Consider the following 22,483-nt stretch of genomic DNA (forward strand, 5'->3'; position numbering starts at 1 on the left):
AATTAGAAATCCAGTTTCAGTTGGATGGTCCATGTTTTCACTTCAGGCAGACTGAGGTCGCCAGAATTCCTTGTGATGGCTTCGGGGTCGATACCGAGATCGTTTTTCTTCCAGAGGAAAACATTGGTGCCCTGGGCCGCCAGTTGAATATTGCGGAAGATGTTGCCTGTCCAGCGTTGTGGCAGGTTGTAACTCAGGCTCAGTACACTGAGACGAACAAAATCCGCGCTCACCACCCTGCTGGAATTCTGTGCGTAGAACAGCCTGCGCTGATAAGGTTCATTGGCAGTGGTAAAGAGTCCGGGAAGGTTGGTGATGTTCTCATCGCCTGCTTTGCGCCATCTTGTTGAAATATCTTCCAGTACGGGAATGCCTGAGCGCACATAGGTAACAGGGGCCCGCATTACAGCGCCAAACTGGTATGTGAAGATGGGGGTGAGTGTGAATCTTTTCCAGCTGATCACATTCATGAATGAACCGAAAACATTCGGGACTGTGCTGCCGGAATACACGAGCCATTCCAGTTTGGGAGTTTGGGAAGTGCTCCAGGGGACTTTCTCACCCTTATCATTATACGCCATCGGTTCACCATTCCCGTTCAGCCCCGCCCAGTTGTAGCTGTAGAAATAGTCGATGGGTTTGCCTTCCTTCTCCCTGCTTTTGCCGCCGGTGAGGTAGGTGTCCATGGAAGGGGTGGGAACATATACTTTCGTTACTTTATTCTTGTTGAGCGAAAGGTTGAGGGTGGATGTCCAGCGGAGATCACCTTTGCGCAGGATATCGCCGCTGATGCGGATATCGATGCCTTTGTTGCTTACTTCGGCTGTGTTCTTGTACACTTTTTCAAAACCAACGGATGGATCTGCCTGTACATAGCCGAGGAGGTCGTAGCTTTTTTTGATATAGTAATCAGCGCTGATTTCGAGGCGATGGTTGAAGAGATCGATGTCCGCTCCGAAGTTGGTGCTGCGGGTGCTTTCCCAGCGGAGTTTGGAGTTTTCCGGGAATTCGATATCCAGGTAGTCTTCACCGGTAGAATAGTCGTTGGTCCTGGGAATGCCTACCAGTACTTTACTGGTGAGCCTGTCGATATTACCGTTCAGTCCTATAGTGGCGCGGAGTTTCAGGTTGTTGATGAAGTCTGCCCGGAAGAATTTCTCTTTGCTCAGATTCCAGGCCAGGCCGAAACTATAGAGTGGCGTCATCTTATCATTGGTGGTTGCACCGAAGAGATTGGATTTGTCGATACGTCCGCTGGCCGACACAATATAGCGGTCATCATAAGTGTAAGAACCATTGGCATACATGGAGAACTGGCGGTTCTCTTTATCAACTACCGGCTGGAAGATCGGTGCATAGTTCAAATTTCCGCCGTTCCATCCGGTAACGCCTCCGGCCAGTTTGTCGGCGTCGATCTGGCTGTAAGTGAGTCTTTGCTTATCATAATTGTGGTAACGGTCTTTGCGTTCCAGTGTTCTCACCCTGGAGATTTCGGTACCGGCGAGGATATTCACGCGGTGTTGTGATCCGTTCCATTCTTTATCGAATTTGACCTGGTTCCTCCAGTTGATGGCCTGTATACTGGAATTGTTCTGGTAAAAGATGGGGCCTGAGGGTAACTGGTTAACAGGTTTATTGTCCGATCCGATGATGGTGAACTCGTTGATCAGCCTCCTGGTATTGTAGATCTCGAGATTCTGGTAATCGTCGTTCCTGTTCTCGGTTCTTTCGTACTGGAATTTTGTTTCGAAGGAGAGTGCGCGTGTGGCGTTCCATGCGAGGGTGAAGTTGATGCGTGGTGCGAAGATGCTCCAGGTCTTGTCGAAATTGTCGAAGTCTCTCTTCAGGTTCTTGTTCCAGTCGAGATACCCTTTGTTCATCAATTCCTGGTTGCGCTGGATGGTCCTGTAAGGTTCGTACACCGGAACGTAGTTGCCATTTTCATCCAGGAACATTTCATAGCGGCGCTGCCGCACGAAATCGTAGGTGCTCAGGCCATTGTTCATTCCTTTCTGATAGGTGATGTTGAGGTCTGCATCGAACCGGAGTTGGGGAATGATCTGGTAACTGTTTTTCACGAGGAGGTTCATGCGCTTATACTCTGTTTGACGCGCTGTGGTTTTGTTGTCCTGGTAATTCATGGAGATGTAATACCTGTTCTGGTTGGTAGCGCCTGAAACAGAGAGGTGCTGATTGGTAAGGAGACCTGTGCGGAAGAACAGGTCTTTTTGCGACCAGGCGTCATTGTTGCGCAGTACATCGTATTGTTTCTTCGCTTCTTCTTCTGAGATCACATTGTTCTTCCGGTTGCGGTAGATTTCATATGCTCTGGAATAGCCTACATTATTTTCGGGGTTGTTGGTGTTGTACCAGCCTTTGTCGAGCGCTTCGATCTCCACATCCACGAGCTGGGAGGAGTTGGCGATGCGAAGGGCTTCTATCTCCGGCATCTCCAGGAACTGTATGGAAGAGCTGAAAGAGAATACGGGAGGGCCTGAACCTTTCTTTGCCTGTTTGGTGGTGATCACGATCACGCCGTTGGATGCGCGTGCTCCCCAGATGGATGCAGCGGAAGCGTCGCGGAGGATGGTGATACTTTCAACATCATTCGGATTGATACTGCTGTAGCCGAGTTCAGAGGCAAAGCCATCGATTACGAGGAGGGGGGATTGCGATGCGTTGAGAGAGCTTTTTCCGCGGATGATCGGATTGCCGTTCACGAGCTGTACGCCGGGCAGCATCAGGAATTTCTGAGTGATATCGATGGCGCCGATCTGCCTGTCGAGATCCACACTGCCGATATATCCGAAAGAGCCGGTGGCGCGATCGCGGTTAAAGCTCTGATAGCCGGTGTTCACCACGGTCACTACTGAAGTGTCCATGATATTGGTTTTGATCTTCATCACGATGGTGATGGAAGTGTCATTGCTGACCAGTTTGTGTTCTACTGTTTCGTATCCGATAGCGCTGATCACGAGGATATTTCCCGGATTGGCATTGATGGAAAAAGCGCCGTCGTTGTTGGTTACAGTACCGGTTTGAGTGCCTTTCACCTGGATGTTCACGCCAGGCAGCTGTTGTCCGTTGGGCCCCTTCACTACTCCGTTGTACACGATATAAGTCGGATACAATGGAGGAAATGCAAGAGATGCCGGTTGTTTTGCCTGCACGATAATATTTTTATCATCGATGATATAAGTAAATGGGCTGTGTTCGAAACACTGGTCCAGTGCATCTTTCAGTGGTGTATTCTCGAGCCTGAGGGTAACGGAAGGCATTTTCTCAAGGTCTTTTTTGAATACGATGAAAGTGAATCCGGTTTGCTGTTCGATACTGCGGAACACTTTTTCTGCCGGGGCTTTTCTCATGGAAAGCGTTACGGTCTGGGATACTCCACTGGCTGAAACCTGCAGGAATCCTGCGAGCATAAAAAACATAAGCAGCCTCATAATACGCAGTGTTTGTTGTAACCGGGGAAACGGGCTGAAAACGGCGGGTCCGCCGGGCGTCTGCTGCGCCCCGGGTAATTGAATGGAATGCCGGCGCAGGCCTGCATTCTTACAAGTTAAATGCATAACTTCGTTTAGTTTTGGGTTAATCAAATGCAATTGTAACAGGTTTGTCAAATGGTAGCCCGAATTGCCACAGGTGAGTACCAGTCATCTGTGGGCCACCCGTCAGTAGCAATGCTGCCGGGTTTTTTTGCGGGCTTACTTTTTTCTTTTTACTTCATCAGCAGTGAATGGGTTTAGCGTGTTACGATAATCTTTTTTCCTTCGATAGTGAAATGCAGATGGCCTGTGAGGCTGAGCTTATGCATCACGCGTGAGATGGGGATGTCTCGTGAAAGATTGGCCATGATGGCTTCATTGGCCAGGTCTCCTTTCATCACCACATCCACATCATACCAGCGTTCGATCTGTCGCATGGCAACTGCCAGGCTGGTATTGGAGAACACGAATGCATTTTGCGTCCAGGCAATAACAGGACCGGTATCTGCTTTTTGTATTTTGATCTCATTCAAATAATCGGGTTGGGAGCTATTGCCCTGCGGATAGACTGCCTGTTCTCCCGGCTCCAGGATCATGGGTGTTTTCTGAAAACTGGTAGTGAGACCGATCTTCCCTTCCAGTAGCGTGGTGGTTACTACCGGTTCATTCGCATAGGCGTTCACGTTGAACTTTGTGCCGAGTACCTGTACCTGGCCGTTCGGTGATTGTACGTAGAAAGGAAGATTCCTGAATTTGGCCACTTCGAGATAAGCTTCGCCAGTGATCTCCACCTTGCGCTCTTTGTTATTGAAGGCAGCCGGGTAGCGGATGGAGGAAGCGGCATTAAGCCAGACCTTGCTGCCATCAGGCAGGGTTAAACGATAATGTCCGCCCCTGGGTGTACTTAACGTATTGAGCATGCCTGCAGCATTCGACTGACCGTTCTGTGGAAGATAGTTCAGTTCTCCGTCAGCCTGTTTGAGGATGCGGATGCCGCCCTGCTCGGCAATATGACCATTGGCTGTACTGTCCAGCATTACCTGCGTGCCATCTGCAAGTGTGAGCATGGCAACATCCCTTCCGGGTGGAATATCTGTAGTGGCAGCAATGAAGGGAGGACTGGTCTTGTTCTTATCGCTTCGTGAAAGCAGGTACCAGGCGGCGGTTGTGGTGATCGCCAGGATCGAGGCGGCCACTGCGATCTTTTTCAGGGTGAACAATCTTCTTACAGGTTGCTGTTCCTCTGTGATCTTTTCGTAGAGCTCATCCCAGTCGATTTTATCCACTGCCGACCCCGGGGAAATGTTTTCATAGAGCGAATCCATGTAAGGATATACTGACTCCGGTTCCATTTTCCTGAACTGATCGAACAGTTCCTGCAACTCGGCGCGGGTGCACTGGTTGCTGGTATAGCGTGAGAAGAGATAATTGAATCTGTCTGGTGTTGTTGACATACAGTTGTTAGTTTGCCTGCGATGGATCAGACATGGTTTGTAATACTGACGAATGGCGGATGATTGAATAACCGTGCGGAAGAAAAAAAATATTTCAATCAGCGGAAATGGTTCCAGGCATAGATCCAGAAGATCATTCCGAGTTCGCCGGAATGTTTGTCGAGATGCGCTTTGATGAACTTCAGCGTTTCCGTGATGATATTGTTCACCCGGCTTTTGGAGAGGCCGGTGATGGCTGCAATTTCTTCGTGCGAGTGTTCCTGTTCCCGGCTGAGGCGGTATACCTGTTGTTTTTGAAGAGGGAGCTGGCTCAGGGCCTGATCGATCAGTTGCTGGTATTCGCGCGTGAGGATGAATTCTTCCAGTGAGCGATCGGGCTGGGAGAGATTTGTCCAGACCTGGTTGATCATTTTTTGTTCACGGGAGATCTTGCGGAGATGATCGAGGGTTCGGTTACGGACCATCCGGTAGAGGTAGGCTTCGGGGGAATCGATAGCGGGAAGCTGGTTCCGCTGGATCCAGAGGCGGGTGAAGCATTCCTGGATGATCTCTTCTGCATCGGCGGAGGATTTGGTCATGGCCAGTGCGAAGGAGAAAAGGCGCTTGCTGTAGTTATTGAACAAGGTTTTGAAGGCAGACTCATTGCCTGCAGCGATCTGAGAGATCAGATCTCTTGCGGTATCAGGGGATTTCTTAACCAATCAGTGCCTTTGTGATGCTTAAAGTTCACAAAAAATCCGATATGGCATAAAAAAAAGATCCCCGGCAAGAATACCAGGGATGGTTTACTAATCATTTCCATTAACACATTAACCCTTATCCTAAAAAAAGTTTGAATTCAGTTTTTAAATTTTTCCTGCTTCAGCTGCTGGAAATATTCTTTGGCCAGCGGCGGCAGATTTTCAGTGGGATTGTAGGAAAGCTCTCTCCATATTCCCGGCCGGCTCAGTTCTTTTTCCATGAACTGGGTGGCGTCCCGCCACACATAAACGGATAAACCGTCATCCTTGATGCCTTTCTGCCCAATCTCGATCATTCCAAAACAGGCATCCCTCACATTTTTATACAGATAAGCCTTGATGGCTTTCCAGTTTTCGAATTGTGTGTGTGATTTCCAAAGATCTATAAACGTATTCTCTACAATTCTTTCAGCTTCCCTGGGTCTGTCCAAAATTTGTTTGGCAAAAAAAAGTATCTCTAAATAGAACTGGTGAAAAATGATTGCAAATGTGTCGGCATTACCCGATCTGAATTGTTGTACGATCTCGTCTGTATTAGAATTCCGGTGGCTCATGGGTTTCTCCTTATCTTTAGAATCTTCCTTGCTTCAGTAAAAAAACTTCCAAATTTAAGGACTACCTGGTTGGGGACCTCCACTTGATTACTGCGGGAGGATTACAATGTAAACTTACGTTTCACGTTAAAATACAGATTGTAGTATTTTCTTTACAATCAATGGAATTCATTATATTCATTCCTTCAATAACCTGTCCAATATTGCCATTTACCTTTTCTACTATGTCTGTAACCACAAGGGTTTGCCAAGCCTTACTGCTGTACCTGCTGATTAGTGTGCCCATTTACGTTAGATCACAGCAAACCTCTTCTCCCGATCCTTACCTGCTGGTGAATACGCTCAACGACAATAGCGGGCTGCCACAGAATTCCATCATCACCCAATATATCGATACCAGCTCGGGTATGCTCTGGCTGGCCACCTTCGGCGGGCTCGTCCGTTACAATGGGATCTCTCTCAGAAGTTTCAATCACGACCATGATAATGCGCTCCTCACCAATAAACTGGTGAACCTTTTCCGTACCTATAACGGAGACGTGTATGCTATGAATGTTCATTCGCAGCTGCTGAAGATCGGGGCACAGGATATCAGCATCAACCAGTCGCTCACCTGGATCTGGCAGCAATATTCCCTCTATGTCTGGTTCCGCGGAGTGCTGCATTCAACAGACCAGATCCCGCGGCTCGGGGTGCATGCATTCGGAAAGAAAGCATACTATGCCGGACAGGAAAACTGGCTGGCCACATTGTACGATTATTACGTAACGGCCATTCCCAATAATCGTTTTGCCGTGATCAGCAAGCAGCATGAACTGCTGATCTATTCGGACAGCCTGATAAGATTCCGCCAGCAACTACCCTTCAAATCAGATTCGATCCGCATCTTCTTATCCGGTGGTTTGCTTTACATACTCAATAACCAGCTGGATGGAGTGTGTTATGATGTGCGCGGAGAGCAACCTGTTCCGGTTCCCGGCGCATTCACAAGATTGGAGAGCATTAGAGCTGCAGCTGGTAAAACACAATTGTATTATAATGAGCTGAACAATCAGGCCATCGTTTCCAGAGGCAGGGAACTGTTTGTACTGGCTTCGGATGCCAATGGCCTTTATCCTGCATACCATGTGGCCGTTGAGCAAATGCCCAAATCTATCAGCAGTATTCTTTTCTATCCGCGTCACCGGACCCTTTTCATCGGAACATCCACGGAAGGGCTTTTCGTTTTCAGGAAGAATAATTTCAAACAGTTACTGGCGCCGGACCTGGCCCTCAATATCAACAGCGTATATGCGCAGATCCAGAAAGACAGTAACCGCCTGCTCACCAGCAGGGGCGTCACTTTCAATCTTGTGAATAACGGCTCCGCTTATACGCAGGAGAAGAACAGCATGTATTCTCCCTTTGTTCTCGATAGCGCCGGCGGATATTACTGGTGCAATGAAAATACGGTACAATACCAGCCTCCCGGTGGCGGGCCTGCGAGTATCTTTTACAGGAAATCAGACACCAGCCGGAAAGACAACAGGATCTGTTTTGTGTGGCTGGACCCAGCCACGCAAAAGCTCTGGGTGATGGAAACCTACCAGTGGGGCTATTTCTTCCAGGGGCGTTATTATGTGTGCATCCATTCTCCCCGTAACAAAATGCCGCATCCCTGTTATTTCACCCGAAAGGGAAAATTCATCTACCTGGCAACCGAACGTGGTTTGGTGAAACTGGATGAAGCCACCGGCCAATGGTCCTTTGTGTCGCAAACGCGTAATATGGAAGCACGCTTCGTGGCTGCAGATCCTCAATATCCTGTTTGCTGGTTCAGCACATATGGACATGGATTTGGCGCCTATCTTCCGGAGAAGGACACGGTCGTCTTTTTTCCGCAGGATGCCACCAGTTATTTGTCGAGCACCCATGCCCTGATCGAAGACAGCAGCCGGAATATCTGGTTGCCTACCAATAAAGGATTATTCCGGGTGCAGAAATCACTGCTCCTGCATTTCATCGATCATCCCGGCAGCAGGGATATCCTGCATTATGATTATTTCGACAGGCAGGAGGGATTGATGACGAACGAATTTAACGGAGGCGCACAGCCGATATTCACCCGTTGGAGAGATGAGTTGCTCTTGTCAACCATCAATGGGGTGCTGCGTTTCTCCCCGGGTACTATTCCCGGCAAAGTCTTGTCTGAGCCCTTTTTCATCGATTATGCAGAAACGCCCGATCACAAATACATCAAGCCAGCCGGTGAAGGTGTTTGGGAATTCAATAAAGAGGACCGCGATCTCAAATGGGTATTCAACCAGGCCTGCTGGGGCAATCCTTACTCCCTGCGCGTGGAATACAGGATCGATGAACGGTCTGAGTGGAAAGTAGTGGAAGGCAATCGTCTCGTCACAGAACAGGAACGGATCGGCGGTGGCGATCATACGCTGCATATCCGCCGGTACAATGCAGCAGAGGGGAAGTATATCGAGAAAGCAATTCCTTTCAGGATCGATCTCTACTGGTACGAAACCTGGTGGTGCTGGGCATTGGCGATGTTGCTGCTGATGGGCCTCATCATCTTCGTTACCCTTCATTTCTCATTCCTGAAAAATGTATTGAAGGTGAGCAGGAAAAAAGATCAGGTATTGTCTGAAACGCTCACGCTGATGGAGGAGGGCAATGCAATGCTGGATGCATCCAATTTGTATAAAGCAAAAGTGATGCACGTATTGATGCACGATATTACCGTGCCAGTGGCTTCCATCGAAAAAGTATCCGGCATGATCTCGCGTAACCTCGAAAAAGTGAGCCCGGATACTATCAGGACCGTGATGAAGGAGATCAACGATGCCACCCGCAACCTGCTGATCCTTTCCGATCAGCTGATCCAATGGTCGAATATTCAGGATACAGACAATAGCACTTCCGTTGAACCTGCCGATGTACATGCCGTAGTGGAAGAGATCAGGGAAGAGCTGGGCGACCGCTTCCAGTGGCGCAATAATGAATTGATCAACCGTGTACCGGAAGATATGCAGATGCAAACGAAAGTGCATCTGCTGCACCACCTGCTTTTCAACCTTGTGCTCAATGCCAATAAGAATATGAAAGATGGCGTGATAGAAGTGGAAGCTTCCCAGACACAGGGCTATACCGTACTGATCGTAAAAGACAATGGCGCCAGTATGGACACGGAGCTTCGTGAACAACTGATCACCGCTTCTGCCTCCCATGATTCATCAGCCGTGTATTCCGGTCATAGATTATGGCATATCGGATACCAGATCATCTTTGACCTGGTGCAATTGATGAAAGGGGAAATAGAGATCAAGGCGGGGGAGCATGAAACCGGGCTGATCATTGCCATCGGTCTGCCACCTTTACATGAAATGTCCCGGAAATAAATTTAAACGAAATTGTGGAGCCGCGCCATCTCGTGCAGTTCGATGATGTTCCGCGCGTTCACCTTCTCCAGCAACCGGTGCTTGTAGGTGGCGATGGTGCTTTGCTTTACGCCTATATCGGAAGAAATATCTTTCAGTCTTTGTCCCTCCAGGATCTGCCGCAAAACCTGTTGTTCCCTTCTGGACAAACTGAGGAAGGGATTGGGTTCAGCAGGTGAGGTGGATTTTGTATCGGAGCCGTTCATGGCCCGGTACTGCTTTACGAGCTTGCTTTCGAAGATCTGTCCGCTCAATACTGTCTGGATCGCATTCAGGATCTCGGTTTCTTTGGAGTCTTTTACCAGGAATCCGCGGATACCCGCTCCATAGAGCTGGTTGACATGACGTAATTTATTCTTTGTAGTTACGATCAGGATGTACATGGAAGGGAATTTCTGTACCGTTTCCTCGATGAAATCGATCTTATTGGTCATGTCATCATCGGTCAGTTCAAGGTCCCAGATGGCAAAAGTGAAGCGATGCCCCTGCTGCTCCAGGATCTCCTGGAGGTCCTTCATCGTGTTCACTATTTTATAATTACTGTCGCGGAAATGAAGATCCATAAAGAGCGTATAGCCCATGTTGGTAAGACCGTGGTCTTCGGCTATTAAGAAATACTCAGAAGTAGGCATATGGTAATGGTTTTATGGAAACTGGCCGGCTGACCAGGTGGTTTCCTTTTTGCAAGAGAAACCACTGCGTGCTTTTTGTGTTCGTAGACTCTCTTAAAGATAAACAAATTATGAGTTTCAACACTGTTTTCAAAGCTGTTTTGTAATATGTTCTGCTATTGTGTACAAAAGATTACAAATCTATATTAAACAAATTGATCCCGATCAAGGGTGTTATAATAGGTGTATCGCCACAATTACTGTACTGTTTAAAATAGTATATTTAGGCATAATATGTTGACAGGTATTTTTTTGCAAAAATCTAAATCACCGAATTATGAAAAAATGGATGGCAATTACGGCAATGGTACTTTTTGTGGCCTTTGCCCAGCAATCATGTAAGAGCAAACCTAAAGACGCCGACCTGCAGCAGGCAGCCACAGAAGCAGTGGCCAAAATTCCTGATGGAGGCCCCACCCCCATGATCTCTGTTCAAAATGGCGTTGCAACCCTTACCGGTGAAGTGAAAGATGACAATGCCAAAGCTGCTTTTGCCGCAGCAGTGGCCGGCGTAAAAGGCATCAAGGAAGTGAACAACCAATTGTCCGTTGCTCCACCGCCAATGCCCGATCCTGCACCTGTTACAGTTACTCCTGATGATCCCCTCACAAAAGGAGTGAATGACATTCTCAAAGATTTCGCTACAGTAAAATCCGAAGTGAAAGATGGCGTGATCACGCTTACGGGTACTGTTAAAAGAGCCGATCTGCAAAAGATCATGATGGGCCTGAATGCACTGAAGCCTAAAAAGATCGAAAACAAACTTACCATTCAATAACCAAACAGAGGAGGGAACAAACTATGGCACTTCAGGAAAAATACAAGGAATTGGTAGATGCCGCCAATACTTCCGGCGCTACCAATCTGCAGGTTAGGGAACAGGACAATGTTCTCTATATCGATGGCGATGTACCAACAGGCGCTGCCAAAGACAAATTGTGGGACATCTATTCCAAACTAGATCCTGATTACAGGTCAGCCGACCTGATCATGAACCTGAACGTCACCTCCATGGCTCCCGGAGCCAAAGCGAAAGTGACCACCACTTCATCCAACCTGAACATTCGTAAAGGCCCGGGCACCGATCACCCGATCGTTGGCAAGGCTGCTCATCATGAGATCGTAACCCTGGTGAACAAGGGTGAAGGTCAATGGTGGGAGATAAAAACAGATAAGGGCGTGGAAGGATATGCCTCAGCGCAATACCTTACTCCTGTAGAGTAAGCATCACCGGTAGTTACCGGCTGCCCGGCAAGCCCGGGTGGCCGGTAACTACCTCTTATGATCATACGCTTTGCCTACCGGTATTCTATACAATTGATATTTATATTTGCACCTATGAACAGATTTGTACGATACGCTGCAGTAACGGCCATTATCTTTTATTCCTGCAATGGAAACAAAGAAAAATCTCCTCCTCCTGTAGCTCCCAGGGATACTACCATCAACAAGACCAACTCTTACAGCGAACTGTTCTTCGACAGCGCCAGCATGGAAAAATATATCGTTGCCGAAAAGCTTCACGATACGCTCGCTGACCGGGTACGTAGTTTTTATAATTCACGAAACTACCAGTACGCCTGGTTCCTGGATGGTACCATTGCTGAATACGTGCCTACTTTCATAGAGATGCAGAATAATTATATCGGTTATTCCGGTGACAGCTCCCTGTATGACCCCAGGCTGGAAGGGATCATCGATTCCATCAAGAACAACAAGGACTCCTTCAACGTGAAGAGCCCGCTGCTCATGAATACCGAGCTGCGTCTTACAGAGCAGTTCTTCCGTTTCGCCAACCGCGCCTGGGCCGGCAGCAATCAGCAACCGAAAGACCTGGGCTGGTTCATTCCCCGTAAAAAAGTGGACGTTGTGTCTCTGCTGGATTCCCTGATCAGGAACAAGGGGAAAGATGTGTCCCGTTACGAACCAGTAAACAGGCAATACAACCTGCTGAAAGAATATTTGCTTAAATATTATGGTATCGAAAAAGAAGGCGGCTGGCCTGCCATCACAGATCCGGGTAAAAAAGTGTACAAGGAAGGAGATTCTTCTGCTGTGATCACACAGATCAAGAGAAGGCTTTTTGCCTCCGGCGATTTCGAAGGCAATGATACGAGCTCCAGTTTCACGCCCAGACTGGCAGAGGCCGTTAAGAATTATCAGACAAGATATGGTTTCACCAGTGATGGAAAAGTGAACAGCAAACTGGTGAAGGAAATGAACAAACCGGTGGGCGACCGCATCCGTCAGATCCTTATCAATATGGAAAGGATCCGCTGGGTGCCTGCCGAGCCACCAGCCAATTACCTGCTGATCAATATCCCGGAATACCGGTTACATGTATACGAAAATGGGAAATATGCCTGGAATATGGGCGTAGTGGTGGGAACCCCGGCGCACAATACCGTGATCTTCTCCGGTGATCTCAAATATGTGGTGTTCAGTCCATACTGGAATGTGCCGCCGGGCATCCTGAAAAATGAAGTACTGCCAGGGATCAGGCGAGACCCCAGTTATCTCGCCAGGCATCATATGGAAAAGATCGGTAACAGTGTGCGGCAGAAACCCGGGCCCTGGAATTCTCTCGGTGGCGTAAAATTCCTCTTCCCCAATTCTTACAATATCTACCTGCACGATACGCCCAGCCGCAGCCTTTTCGACAGGGACCAGCGGGCATTCAGCCACGGCTGTATCCGCCTGCATGAGCCAAAGCGGTTAGCGCAGTACCTTCTGCGGGACGATCCCAAATGGGATTCCGCCAGCATCGACAAAGCCATGAAATCCCAGAAAGAACAATATGTTACCCTTAAACAGACCGTTCCCGTGTTCATCGGCTACTTCACTGCCTGGGTTGACAGGGAAGGCAGACTGAACTTCCGGGATGATGTGTATGGTCACGATAAGAAAATGGCTGAGCACCTTTTTGCTGTGAAGTAGCAGTTTTTATCATTTGTATAAACAGCGCATACCAGGGTAGCGGAACTTTGCATCCCTAAATCAATAAATTATGAATTGGGTTATTCTCATTATCGCCGGATTGTTTGAGGTGGCCTTCACCACCTGCATGGGTAAAGCCAAAGAAACCTCGGGAACTGCGTCAACCGGATGGTGGATCGCATTTCTGATCACGATGAGTATCAGTATGTACCTGCTTTACCGGGCTACGCTCACACTGCCCATGGGCACTGCATATGCTGTTTGGACGGGCATCGGAGCGGTAGGCACGGTACTGGTTGGGATCTTCCTTTTCAAAGAACCCGCAGGATTTTTGCGGTTATTATTCATCTTTCTCCTAATTGGTTCAATCATAGGGCTCAAGGCTGTATCGAAACATTGAGTAAATATTTTTTAACAGATAGTCTACCTGATGAATAGGAATTGTCAGTAATTTCCTATTATATTTGTAGAGAAATGAATCAACCGATGCGAATCAATCATTCAAATAATTCTTGTTGTTGCTGTTGTTGTAAACAAAGCACCAGGGTTATTTGGGTGGGCGATAGCCTTTGGTTCAGTTAGTGTATATAAATATGCATCAACATAGTGAAGCTCCACCACGCGGTGGAGCTTTTTTTATGTCCCTCTGCGTCCGTAGCTCACTCATAACAACAAAAAAGCCGATTATGTCCGTTTCAACAGCATCAACAAATGTTGATCCATCGCTGCTGCAAAGTGTAAAGCTACTGGGTAGCCAGGTAGGACGAACGCCCCTGCATACTATTACCAAACTCTTTTCAAAACCCGGTGTGCAATTGTATGCGAAGAAAGAATGGGAGCAATTATCGGGCAGCGTAAAGGCCCGGGCAGCTTACAATATCTTCAAACATGCCATCGAGAGCGGTCAGCTTTCCCGCGATACTGCTTTGCTGGACGCAACCAGTGGAAATACCGGTATTGCCTATGCGAAGATTGGTCATGTGCTGGGTATACCTGTCACGCTATGCCTTCCTGAAAATGCCAGTAAAGAACGAAAGGAGATCCTTCTGTCGCTCGGCGCCACCATCGTATTCACGTCGCGTTTTGAAGGTACGGACGGCGCACAGGCTGCTGCACGTGAACTGGCGGCTTCCCATCCACACAAATATTTCTACGCAGACCAGTATAAGAATATCAATAACTGGAAGGCGCATTATCATACCACAGCACCGGAGATCAAAGAAGCGTTGCCCGGTCTCACACATTTTGTAGCGGCCCTGGGCACTACCGGAACCTTTGTGGGCACCGGAAGAAGATTGAAGGAGCTGGATCCTTCTGTGCAACTCATTTCCCTGCAACCCGATAATCCGCTGCATGGCCTCGAAGGCTGGAAGCACCTGGAAACCGCACTGGTGCCGGGTATCTACGATCCCTCCGTGGCTGATGATAACCAGGAAGTGGGAACCGAAGAAGCCTGGGAGATCATGAAAGCGGCCTGGAAATTTGAAGGACTGCGCCTCAGTCCCAGCAGCGCCGCCAATCTCGCCGGCGCTATCCGCGTGGCAGAAAAATTGGAATCAGGCGTGGTAGTCACTATCCTGCCAGACAATGCAGACAAATACAGTGAAATTGTTTCAAAACTCAACATCATATGATCATCATCGATAACTCCGCCCGCGCCGAAATATTGAAAGATGCTATTGCAGCATTCCCGGATGAATGTTGTGGCTTCCTTTTCGGAACAGAAGACAGTAGCGGCCTCCGCGCTATCACTCAGATCCAGGTGGTGAACAATGCAAAAGAAGGTGATAAGCGCCGCCGCTTTGCCATTGCGCCGCTCGACTATCTTAAAGCTGAACAGTATGCAGAAGAGAACGATCTGCAATTGCTGGGTGTGTACCATTCCCATCCCAATCATCCTGCCATCCCTTCGGAGCACGACAGGGTAGCGGCGCAACCCTGGTTCAGCTACGTGATCGTATCCGTGCTGGAAGGAAGGCCCGATGCGCTTCGCTCCTGGAGGCTGAACGAGGAGGACCAGTTCGATGAGGAAAATGTTGGCGTAGTGGCCAGCAATGCCAATCATGTATTCAATCATCAATCATAAATTTCATCAACCATGGCAACAGTGATCATTCCCACACCGCTGCGCAAATTCACCAACAACACAGCAAAGCTGGAAGTGAAAGCAGAAAATATTCAACAGACAGTAGACGAGCTCACGCTCAATTTCCCTGACCTGAAAAAACATCTCCTGGATGAAAAGGGGCAGATCCGCTCCTTCGTGAACATCTTCGTGGGGAACGACGATATCCGGGACCTGCAGCAGGAGCAAACCTCTGTGAAAACCGATACCGTGATCAGCATCGTGCCGGCCATTGCAGGCGGTTATGCATAATAGTTATCATCCTAAATAAATCATCCCATGAGCAACAATAACCCTGTTAGTTTTTCAAAAGATGAGCTGGCCAGGTATAACCGGCATATCATCATCCCCGGATTTGGATTGGAAGCACAGCAGAAACTGAAAGCCGCCAAAGTACTGGTGGTGGGATCGGGTGGACTGGGGAGCCCATCGCTGCTCTATCTTGCGGCGGCAGGCGTGGGCACCATCGGTATCGTGGACTTCGATGTGGTGGACGATAGCAACCTGCAACGCCAGGTGCTCTTCGGTGTGGAAGCAATCGGTAAGCCGAAGGTGGAGGAAGCAAAAAAAAGACTGGAGGCCCTGAACCCGCATATCAATATCATTCTTCACAATACACAGCTTACATCGCAGAATGCACTGGACATTCTTAAGGATTACGATGTGATCGCTGATGGCACAGACAATTTTCCCACAAGATATCTCGTGAACGATGCAGCGGTATTGCTCGGCAAACCGAACATATACGCTTCTATCTTCCAGTTTGAAGGACAGGTTTCAGTATTCAACTATACCAATGCAAATGGCGAGCTGGGGCCCAATTACAGGGATCTTTATCCAACACCTCCGCCGCCGGGGCTGGTGCCCAGTTGCGCTGAAGGTGGTGTGCTCGGTGTATTGCCCGGTATCATCGGCAGTCTGCAGGCTTTGGAAACCATCAAAGTGATCACAGGAGTTGGAGAGCCGCTTTCCGGAAGGTTCTATATTTTCGATGCGCTCAATTTCGGGAGCCGCACATTCAATATTTCAAGGAGAAAAGACAATCCACTGAATGGCGAGCATCCTTCCATCACCCAACTGATCGATTATGAACAGTTCTGCGGTGTGAAAGCAGTGGAAAAACCGATCAAAGAAATCACAGCAGAGCAATTGTACAACTGGCAGGTGAATGGCGAACAATACCAGATCATCGATGTACGCGAGCCGCATGAATATGAGATCGTGAATATCGGCGCTGAGCTGATACCGTTAGCTACTGTTGCTGCCAATGCTGATCGAATAAGCAAAGAAAAGAGAGTTGTTGTGCATTGTAAGATGGGAGGCCGCAGCGCCAAAGCGATTCGTGAGCTGGAAGAAAAATTCGGATTCGATAATCTCTACAACCTGAAAGGTGGAATTCTGGGTTGGATAGATGCGGTGCAGCCAGAGCTGACGAAATATTAATGTTCTGCAAAAGAATCAGAATCGGGCTTTTCAATTGGAATTGGAAAGCCCTTTTTTATTTTTCGATTCTAAACACTGTCATAGGTGTTTTATTGCTGAGAGAAGGACACTTGACTTCAGGGTTGCCAGGCTTTAATTGACACAGTGGAGTGAAGTAGTCAATTATTTTGTCGAGACTTTTGATTGATTTGGCGAAGTGAATATCATAAGTGAAAAAATCGCCTTGATTGTGGTTATTCTTGTTTTCGGAAATCAGATATCTCGCTCTTCGTGAAAGGCCTTCCAGTCTTGCATATGCCAGATAAATATCCTGCGGGATGGATGGATCATTGAACAATACATTTTTGACTTCATGGTGTGCTCTGTAATGCATATTCGTTGTTCCAACAATATGCGCATTTACCATATGTACTCCGATATAGTATGCAATTGTGACCTGCCAATCCCAATTCGTATTATTAACGCGATTTACGGCAAGTAAAAAGTCTAAATTATTCTTCGCTTGAAGACTATGTCCGTCAAAAGAAGCCACGGTAATTAAATGATGGTTTGAAAATGCGAAGGAGGAGTGGAGATCTTATCTCTTTTTTCAAGTATTATAGAATCGACATAGAATCCGTACTGGCTATAGTCTGCATTGATTTTTGCTTCTGCAAGCAGAAGCGCATCTTCTGCTGCTTCATCATCATTCTCGACCTCTGCCCAAACCAATATTTTTGAGTCTGACAGACTCAGTGCTAATCTTGCAGGAGTACTTCTTTGTTTAAGTTCCCCCAGGTAATCGTAGATCAACTTCTTGATGAAAGACATGGAAGACTTTTGTCTAACAAGCTTAGACATAGTTGCCTCATCCTCATCGAAGAGGGCATCATAAAACTTTTTTGTATCCTCGGATACTGCATTTGTGACAAGCATGAAGTGATCTGCGTTCAATTGACTAATGAAGTCAGGGAACCAACGATCTCTTTTTATCTCGTCTGAATTTGATTTGTTTACCTTTTTGGACATCAATGGAGGTTCGCTCATTACTAACGATTAATTTATGCAAAATTTGTGCGTGGGTAAAGGCAGATTTCTAGTAGTCAGTGATATCATTTGCACCAGAGCAAATTGAGTCCATGTAATATTTATAAAATAAGGAAAAACATTTCGAATGCAAAAAAATCTTCGTCAATAAAATTTCTGCAATAGCAAATCTCTATTCCTCCACCGCCTTCCTTTTCGAAGCATGCAAATACTTCTGCCGTATAATATTCTGCACCGGCACCTTACTGATCTTGCTTTCCAGCCAGGAGATGATATCCAGATACATGAACGCACGCGTTTCATAACGGTTACGCTCATGCTGTTTTAATTTATTGAGGAGCTTTTCGAATTCACCTTTCAGATCCTTCGGCGTTACGTGGAATGATCTCCGTAAGAAAGCGAAGATCTCCTCTTCCACAACGGAAAGGTTTTCCATTTTCGACATAAAGCGGTAAACGGATTTGAAAAGATATTCCAGGAGATCGAAATTCTTCAACTCATAGTGGGCAATGAGGTGCAGCAGCCGGCTGTAGGCCTGAAGATCTGTCCGCAGATCCACTTTCCAGTTGATGATCTTATTCAGGTAATCGATGGCTTGCTCATACTGGCCCGCGCCGAAATATAAAGAAGCGAACTTGTAATAGAATACCAGGATCCGATGACGGTCTAAGTACAAACTATACTCTTTCAATTTCTCTTCTATCACCGGCACCAGCTCACATCCTTCCGTGAACGTGCCTTCCATGAAATGCTTGTTGATCCGGCTGGTATTGAGATAAACGAAGGTCTGAATGGTGTTGTTGTGATTATGCACCACGATCTTCGAATGCGAGAACTTTTCAAAAACATCCAGCACTTCCCTGAACTTCTGGAAATTCCCCAGGTCGAAATGCGCGCTGAGCAGGTTATGCAGCCCTTTGATATAGTGGGCTGTTTCCACATCGATCATCTGGTCTTCCTTGCTGAAGAGGTCCACCCATTTTTGTGTATAGCGATAATACGTAAGCAGGTCCTGCCTGATAAAGCCATACCAGCAGTAGCATTGATAACGATATAATCTTTCGTAAAAACCTTTGAGCCCTTCCGCTTCTTTGGGAAAATGTTTTTCGAAGAAGCTGGTCACCGATTTCTCATCTTTTTCATTTCTCGCATGTCCATTCCTGATATACCAGCTATAGAGCTGCAATGAAAGGTTGCTGAGCTTGCTGGTCATATCGAGCCGCTGGTTCACTTCTTCCACTTCGGAAGTGAGTTTATCGGCGCGGTCCTGCATACTGCGGGTGATATGCAACGCTTCGATCTTTTTCTCAAAGAAGAGCACCTGCAATAAATAGGTGAATTGATTATAGTAACGGGCGAGCTCCTTCATGCGGTCCAGTACTTTCAGGCTCTGGAGATAGAGGCCTTTGTTATAGAGGATTCGGGCATGGTCCATTTGCTCGCGTAGCTGAATATCGATATTCTCATCATCCTTTATGAGGCGCAGGGAGCTGAGTATCTGTTTGTACAGGTGAGCTTTGATATTGGAAAGCTGCTGTTTTTTGAGGTCTTTGTTCTTTTTGAGCAGTAATGCCTCGTCGTATTCCTCCATCTTGTCCATGGCGTCGAACAATTGCACCACTTTCAGGTCTTCACCGGAGGAATTTCTGGTCACAAACAGTTTAAAGTTTCGCTTTTCGGACTTTTCCAGTGAGTGGATCAGTTGAAATAAGGCGTCTGTTGATCTATTGGGCATCGTAGTTTAATATCGTTAAAGTGCTTGACAGACAAGGTTTTACGACCGTCTTGCACCTTCTCAGAAGTGTAAAATAGGTACAATTTTGATTTCCGTCCCCAAATTAATGGGAATAATTTCGGTTCAGCAGGTTGTTTTATCGGTTATCTATAGCAAGCAACACAAAAGTAAAACAACCTGCTATTTCAAATTTCTAAAAACTAAATCCACCTATTGAATTGTATGCCGGATCAAAAGATATACATATTCGACACTACCCTCAGAGACGGTGAGCAGGTCCCAGGATGCAAATTGAATACCAAAGAAAAGATCGAGCTGGCTTTGGCGCTGGAAGACCTGGGAGTAGATATCATCGAAGCCGGTTTCCCTATTTCTTCTCCCGGCGATTTTCAAAGTGTGGAGGAGATCAGTAAGGTAATCAGGAATGCTACTATCTGTGCCCTGAGCCGTTCTGTACAAAAAGACATCGAGGTGGCCGGTGAGGCGCTGAAGAAAGCAAAGAGAGGCCGTATCCATACTGGGATCGGCACTTCCGATTTTCATATCAAAGGTAAATTCAACAGTAACAGGGAAGATATACTGGCGCGTGCCATCCAATGTGTGAAATGGGCGAGGAATTACACGGACGACGTGGAATTCTATGCAGAAGATGCGGGTCGTACAGACAATGAGTATCTCGCACGTGTGATCGAAGCGGTGATCGCTGCCGGAGCAACAACAGTGAATATCCCTGACACAACCGGCTATTGCCTGCCATCCCAATACGGGGAAAAGATCGCGTACCTGGTAAACAACGTATCTAATATCGATAAGGCAGTGATCAGTTGCCATTGTCATAACGACCTCGGCCTGGCCACTGCCAATTCTATTGCAGGCGTGATCAATGGAGCAAGACAGATCGAGTGCACCATCAACGGTCTGGGTGAGCGCGCCGGCAATACATCGCTGGAAGAAGTGGTGATGATCCTGAAGCAGCATCATACGCTCGGATACACTACCAGCATTAAGGCACAACAACTGAACCCTCTCAGCAGACTGGTTTCCGATACCATGCGGATGCCGGTACAACCTAATAAAGCGATCGTAGGCAGCAATGCATTTTCACACTCTTCCGGTATTCACCAGGACGGGTTCCTGAAAGATGCACAGACCTATGAGATCATCAATCCGGATGAAGTAGGAGCGGAAGGCAGCAAGATCGTGCTCACGGCACGCAGCGGCCGCAGCGCATTGGCGCACCGTTTCCATAAGCTCGGATTCCAGTACACAAGGAACGACATCGATGTTTTGTATGCACAATTCCTCAATGTGGCAGATGGCAAGAAAGAAGTAAACGATGAGGATCTGCAAGCCCTGGCCAACGAATATCAGGCCGTGGCCGTAACAGCGTGAGCAGTATTTTCTCATAATCATGTAGTTTTTGTTTTCGCGTGGCGCGTCTGCGCCACGCTTTCTTCTCACAAAAAGAAAAAATGGCTAAGACATTATTTGATAAGATCTGGGATAAGCACGTTGTTCAACAAATCGACGGCGGCCCTTCAGTGCTGTATATCGACAAACATTTCATTCATGAAGTTACCAGCCCTCAGGCCTTCCAGGGCCTGGAGAAAAGGGGCATGAAAGTTTTCCGCCCGCAGCAGATCGTTGCTACGGCGGATCACAACGTTCCTACACTGCAGCAACATCTTCCCATCAAGGATGAGCTCTCCAGGGTACAGGTTCAGCAACTCATCACCAATTGTAAAAATCATAACATCGAATTATACGGATTGGGTCACCCATTCCAGGGAATTGTACATGTGATAGGACCGGAACTGGGCGTTACACAGCCCGGCATGACCATCGTCTGCGGAGACAGCCATACCAGTACGCACGGCGCATTCGGCGCTATTGCCTTCGGTATCGGAACCAGTGAAGTGGAAATGGTAATGGCAACTCAGTGCCTGATGCAATCTAAACCAAAGCTTATGCGCATCAATGTAGAGGGCACATTGAACAAGGGAGTGGTATCTAAGGACATTATTCTCTACATTATCGCACAGATCTCAGCATCAGGCGCTACCGGTTATTTTGTTGAATATGCAGGATCCGCCATCCGCAGTCTCTCCATGGAAGGCCGCATGACCATCTGCAACATGAGCATCGAAATGGGCGCACGCGGAGGCATGATCGCCCCCGATGAAGTGACCTTCGGGTACATGAAAGGCCGCCAGTTCGCTCCCGGTAACGGACAATGGGATCGAAAAATGGAACAATGGAAAGAACTCTACTCAGATGCCGACGCCAAATTCGACGTAGAGATCAATATCAAAGCGGAAGATATCGAACCGATGATCACCTATGGCACCAACCCCGGAATGGGCGTGAGTGTGGCAGGACTGATCCCCGGTGAAAAGGATATCGATGACAAAGAGAAGCCATCTTTTCTCAAATCACTCGACTACATGGGCCTTCAGCCCGGTAGCAGGATCAAGGGAAAGAAGGTGGATTATGTTTTCATCGGAAGCTGCACCAACAGCCGTATCGAAGACCTTCGTTTGGTGGCAGGTTTCGTGAAAGGCAAGAAGAAAGCCAGTGATGTGGAAGTATGGATCGTGCCCGGTTCCAAGCAGGTTGAAAAACAAGCCATCGCGGAAGGGATCGACAAGATCTTCGAAGAAGCTGGCTTCCAGCTCCGTCAGCCCGGATGCTCTGCCTGCCTGGGTATGAACGAAGACAAGATCCCGGCAGGAAAATATTGCGTAAGTACCAGTAACAGGAACTTCGAAGGAAGACAGGGGCCTAATGCCCGCACTTTCCTGGTAAGCCCGCTGACTGCTGCTGTAGCGGCCATCACCGGTGAAGTAGGAGATGTAAGAGAATTTATCTAATCAAGA

19 protein-coding genes are annotated in these 22,483 nt (G+C 47.6%); 11 read left to right on the top strand and 8 right to left on the bottom strand.

The window, feature by feature from the left end; all coding sequences use genetic code 11:
• Positions 1–2 precede the first annotated feature (2 nt).
• From FSB84_RS12735 to FSB84_RS12750, 4 genes are all read right to left on the bottom strand, one after another.
• Complete coding sequence (locus tag FSB84_RS12735) at positions 3–3,575, bottom strand: SusC/RagA family TonB-linked outer membrane protein (protein ID WP_130544564.1); 3,573 nt, start codon at positions 3,573–3,575, stop codon at positions 3–5.
• Between the two features lie 173 nt (positions 3,576–3,748).
• A complete protein-coding gene (locus tag FSB84_RS12740; protein ID WP_130544563.1) occupies positions 3,749–4,945 on the bottom strand; it encodes a FecR family protein in 1,197 nt (398 codons plus the stop codon).
• A gap of 98 nt (positions 4,946–5,043) precedes the next feature.
• Entirely contained in the window at positions 5,044–5,646 is a 603-nt protein-coding gene (locus FSB84_RS12745; protein ID WP_130544562.1) for an RNA polymerase sigma factor, read from the bottom strand.
• A gap of 137 nt (positions 5,647–5,783) precedes the next feature.
• A complete protein-coding gene (locus FSB84_RS12750) occupies positions 5,784–6,239 on the bottom strand; it encodes a sigma-70 family RNA polymerase sigma factor (protein WP_130544561.1) in 456 nt (151 codons plus the stop codon).
• Between the two features lie 224 nt (positions 6,240–6,463).
• Here FSB84_RS12750 and FSB84_RS12755 point away from each other — a divergent pair, with 224 nt between their 5' ends.
• Entirely contained in the window at positions 6,464–9,631 is a 3,168-nt protein-coding gene (locus tag FSB84_RS12755; RefSeq protein ID WP_158643880.1) for a sensor histidine kinase, read from the top strand.
• Positions 9,632–9,633: 2 nt separating this feature from the next.
• Here FSB84_RS12755 and FSB84_RS12760 read toward each other — a convergent pair whose 3' ends face one another.
• The gene (locus FSB84_RS12760; protein WP_130544559.1) at positions 9,634–10,302 is read right to left on the bottom strand and encodes a LuxR C-terminal-related transcriptional regulator; all 669 of its coding nucleotides are present in this window, start codon (positions 10,300–10,302) and stop codon (positions 9,634–9,636) included.
• A 316-nt stretch (positions 10,303–10,618) separates the two neighbouring features.
• On the opposite strand from FSB84_RS12760, the gene FSB84_RS12765 reads away from it, so the two are divergent.
• The 8 genes from FSB84_RS12765 (at position 10,619) to moeB (ending at position 16,846) form a co-directional block, all read left to right on the top strand.
• Positions 10,619–11,119, top strand: coding sequence for a BON domain-containing protein (locus FSB84_RS12765; RefSeq protein WP_130544558.1), 501 nt, complete (start codon positions 10,619–10,621; stop codon positions 11,117–11,119).
• A gap of 23 nt (positions 11,120–11,142) precedes the next feature.
• The gene (locus tag FSB84_RS12770; protein WP_130544557.1) at positions 11,143–11,565 is read left to right on the top strand and encodes an SH3 domain-containing protein; all 423 of its coding nucleotides are present in this window, start codon (positions 11,143–11,145) and stop codon (positions 11,563–11,565) included.
• A 114-nt stretch (positions 11,566–11,679) separates the two neighbouring features.
• Positions 11,680–13,278: a L,D-transpeptidase family protein gene (locus FSB84_RS12775; protein WP_158643881.1), complete on the top strand. Its 1,599-nt coding sequence runs from the start codon at positions 11,680–11,682 to the stop codon at positions 13,276–13,278.
• Positions 13,279–13,348: 70 nt separating this feature from the next.
• Positions 13,349–13,678: a DMT family transporter gene (locus tag FSB84_RS12780; protein ID WP_130544555.1), complete on the top strand. Its 330-nt coding sequence runs from the start codon at positions 13,349–13,351 to the stop codon at positions 13,676–13,678.
• A 286-nt stretch (positions 13,679–13,964) separates the two neighbouring features.
• Complete coding sequence (locus FSB84_RS12785; protein WP_130544554.1) at positions 13,965–14,912, top strand: PLP-dependent cysteine synthase family protein; 948 nt, start codon at positions 13,965–13,967, stop codon at positions 14,910–14,912.
• Positions 14,909–15,364, top strand: a complete 456-nt coding sequence (locus FSB84_RS12790) for a Mov34/MPN/PAD-1 family protein (protein WP_130544553.1) — start codon at positions 14,909–14,911, stop codon at positions 15,362–15,364. The genes FSB84_RS12785 and FSB84_RS12790 overlap by 4 nt, the downstream gene beginning before the upstream one ends.
• A 12-nt stretch (positions 15,365–15,376) precedes the next feature.
• Positions 15,377–15,655 (top strand): MoaD/ThiS family protein, encoded by a 279-nt coding sequence (locus tag FSB84_RS12795; RefSeq protein ID WP_147122156.1) that lies wholly within the window; start codon positions 15,377–15,379, stop codon positions 15,653–15,655.
• A gap of 27 nt (positions 15,656–15,682) precedes the next feature.
• A complete protein-coding gene (gene moeB, locus FSB84_RS12800) occupies positions 15,683–16,846 on the top strand; it encodes a molybdopterin-synthase adenylyltransferase MoeB (protein WP_147122158.1) in 1,164 nt (387 codons plus the stop codon).
• 55 nt (positions 16,847–16,901) lie between these two features.
• Here the strand turns inward: moeB and FSB84_RS12805 are convergent, their stop codons facing one another.
• The 3 genes from FSB84_RS12805 to FSB84_RS12815 all read right to left on the bottom strand — a co-directional run bounded on the left by FSB84_RS12805 (position 16,902) and on the right by FSB84_RS12815 (position 19,526).
• Positions 16,902–17,378, bottom strand: coding sequence for a hypothetical protein (locus tag FSB84_RS12805; protein WP_130544552.1), 477 nt, complete (start codon positions 17,376–17,378; stop codon positions 16,902–16,904).
• Between the two features lie 5 nt (positions 17,379–17,383).
• Positions 17,384–17,872 (bottom strand): hypothetical protein, encoded by a 489-nt coding sequence (locus FSB84_RS12810; RefSeq protein ID WP_130544551.1) that lies wholly within the window; start codon positions 17,870–17,872, stop codon positions 17,384–17,386.
• A gap of 172 nt (positions 17,873–18,044) precedes the next feature.
• Entirely contained in the window at positions 18,045–19,526 is a 1,482-nt protein-coding gene (locus FSB84_RS12815) for a hypothetical protein (protein ID WP_317132501.1), read from the bottom strand.
• Positions 19,527–19,829: 303 nt separating this feature from the next.
• Between FSB84_RS12815 and FSB84_RS12820 the strand changes: the two genes are divergently transcribed.
• Both FSB84_RS12820 and leuC read left to right on the top strand, forming a co-directional pair.
• The gene (locus FSB84_RS12820; protein WP_130544549.1) at positions 19,830–20,999 is read left to right on the top strand and encodes a 2-isopropylmalate synthase; all 1,170 of its coding nucleotides are present in this window, start codon (positions 19,830–19,832) and stop codon (positions 20,997–20,999) included.
• 80 nt (positions 21,000–21,079) lie between these two features.
• On the top strand, positions 21,080–22,477 hold the full coding sequence (gene leuC / locus FSB84_RS12825; protein WP_130544548.1) for a 3-isopropylmalate dehydratase large subunit: 1,398 nt from the start codon (positions 21,080–21,082) through the stop codon (positions 22,475–22,477).
• Positions 22,478–22,483: the final 6 nt, after the last annotated feature.

Origin of the sequence: Pseudobacter ginsenosidimutans, from assembly GCF_007970185.1 — a bacterium.
GTDB classification, from domain to species: Bacteria; Bacteroidota; Bacteroidia; order Chitinophagales; family Chitinophagaceae; genus Pseudobacter; species Pseudobacter ginsenosidimutans.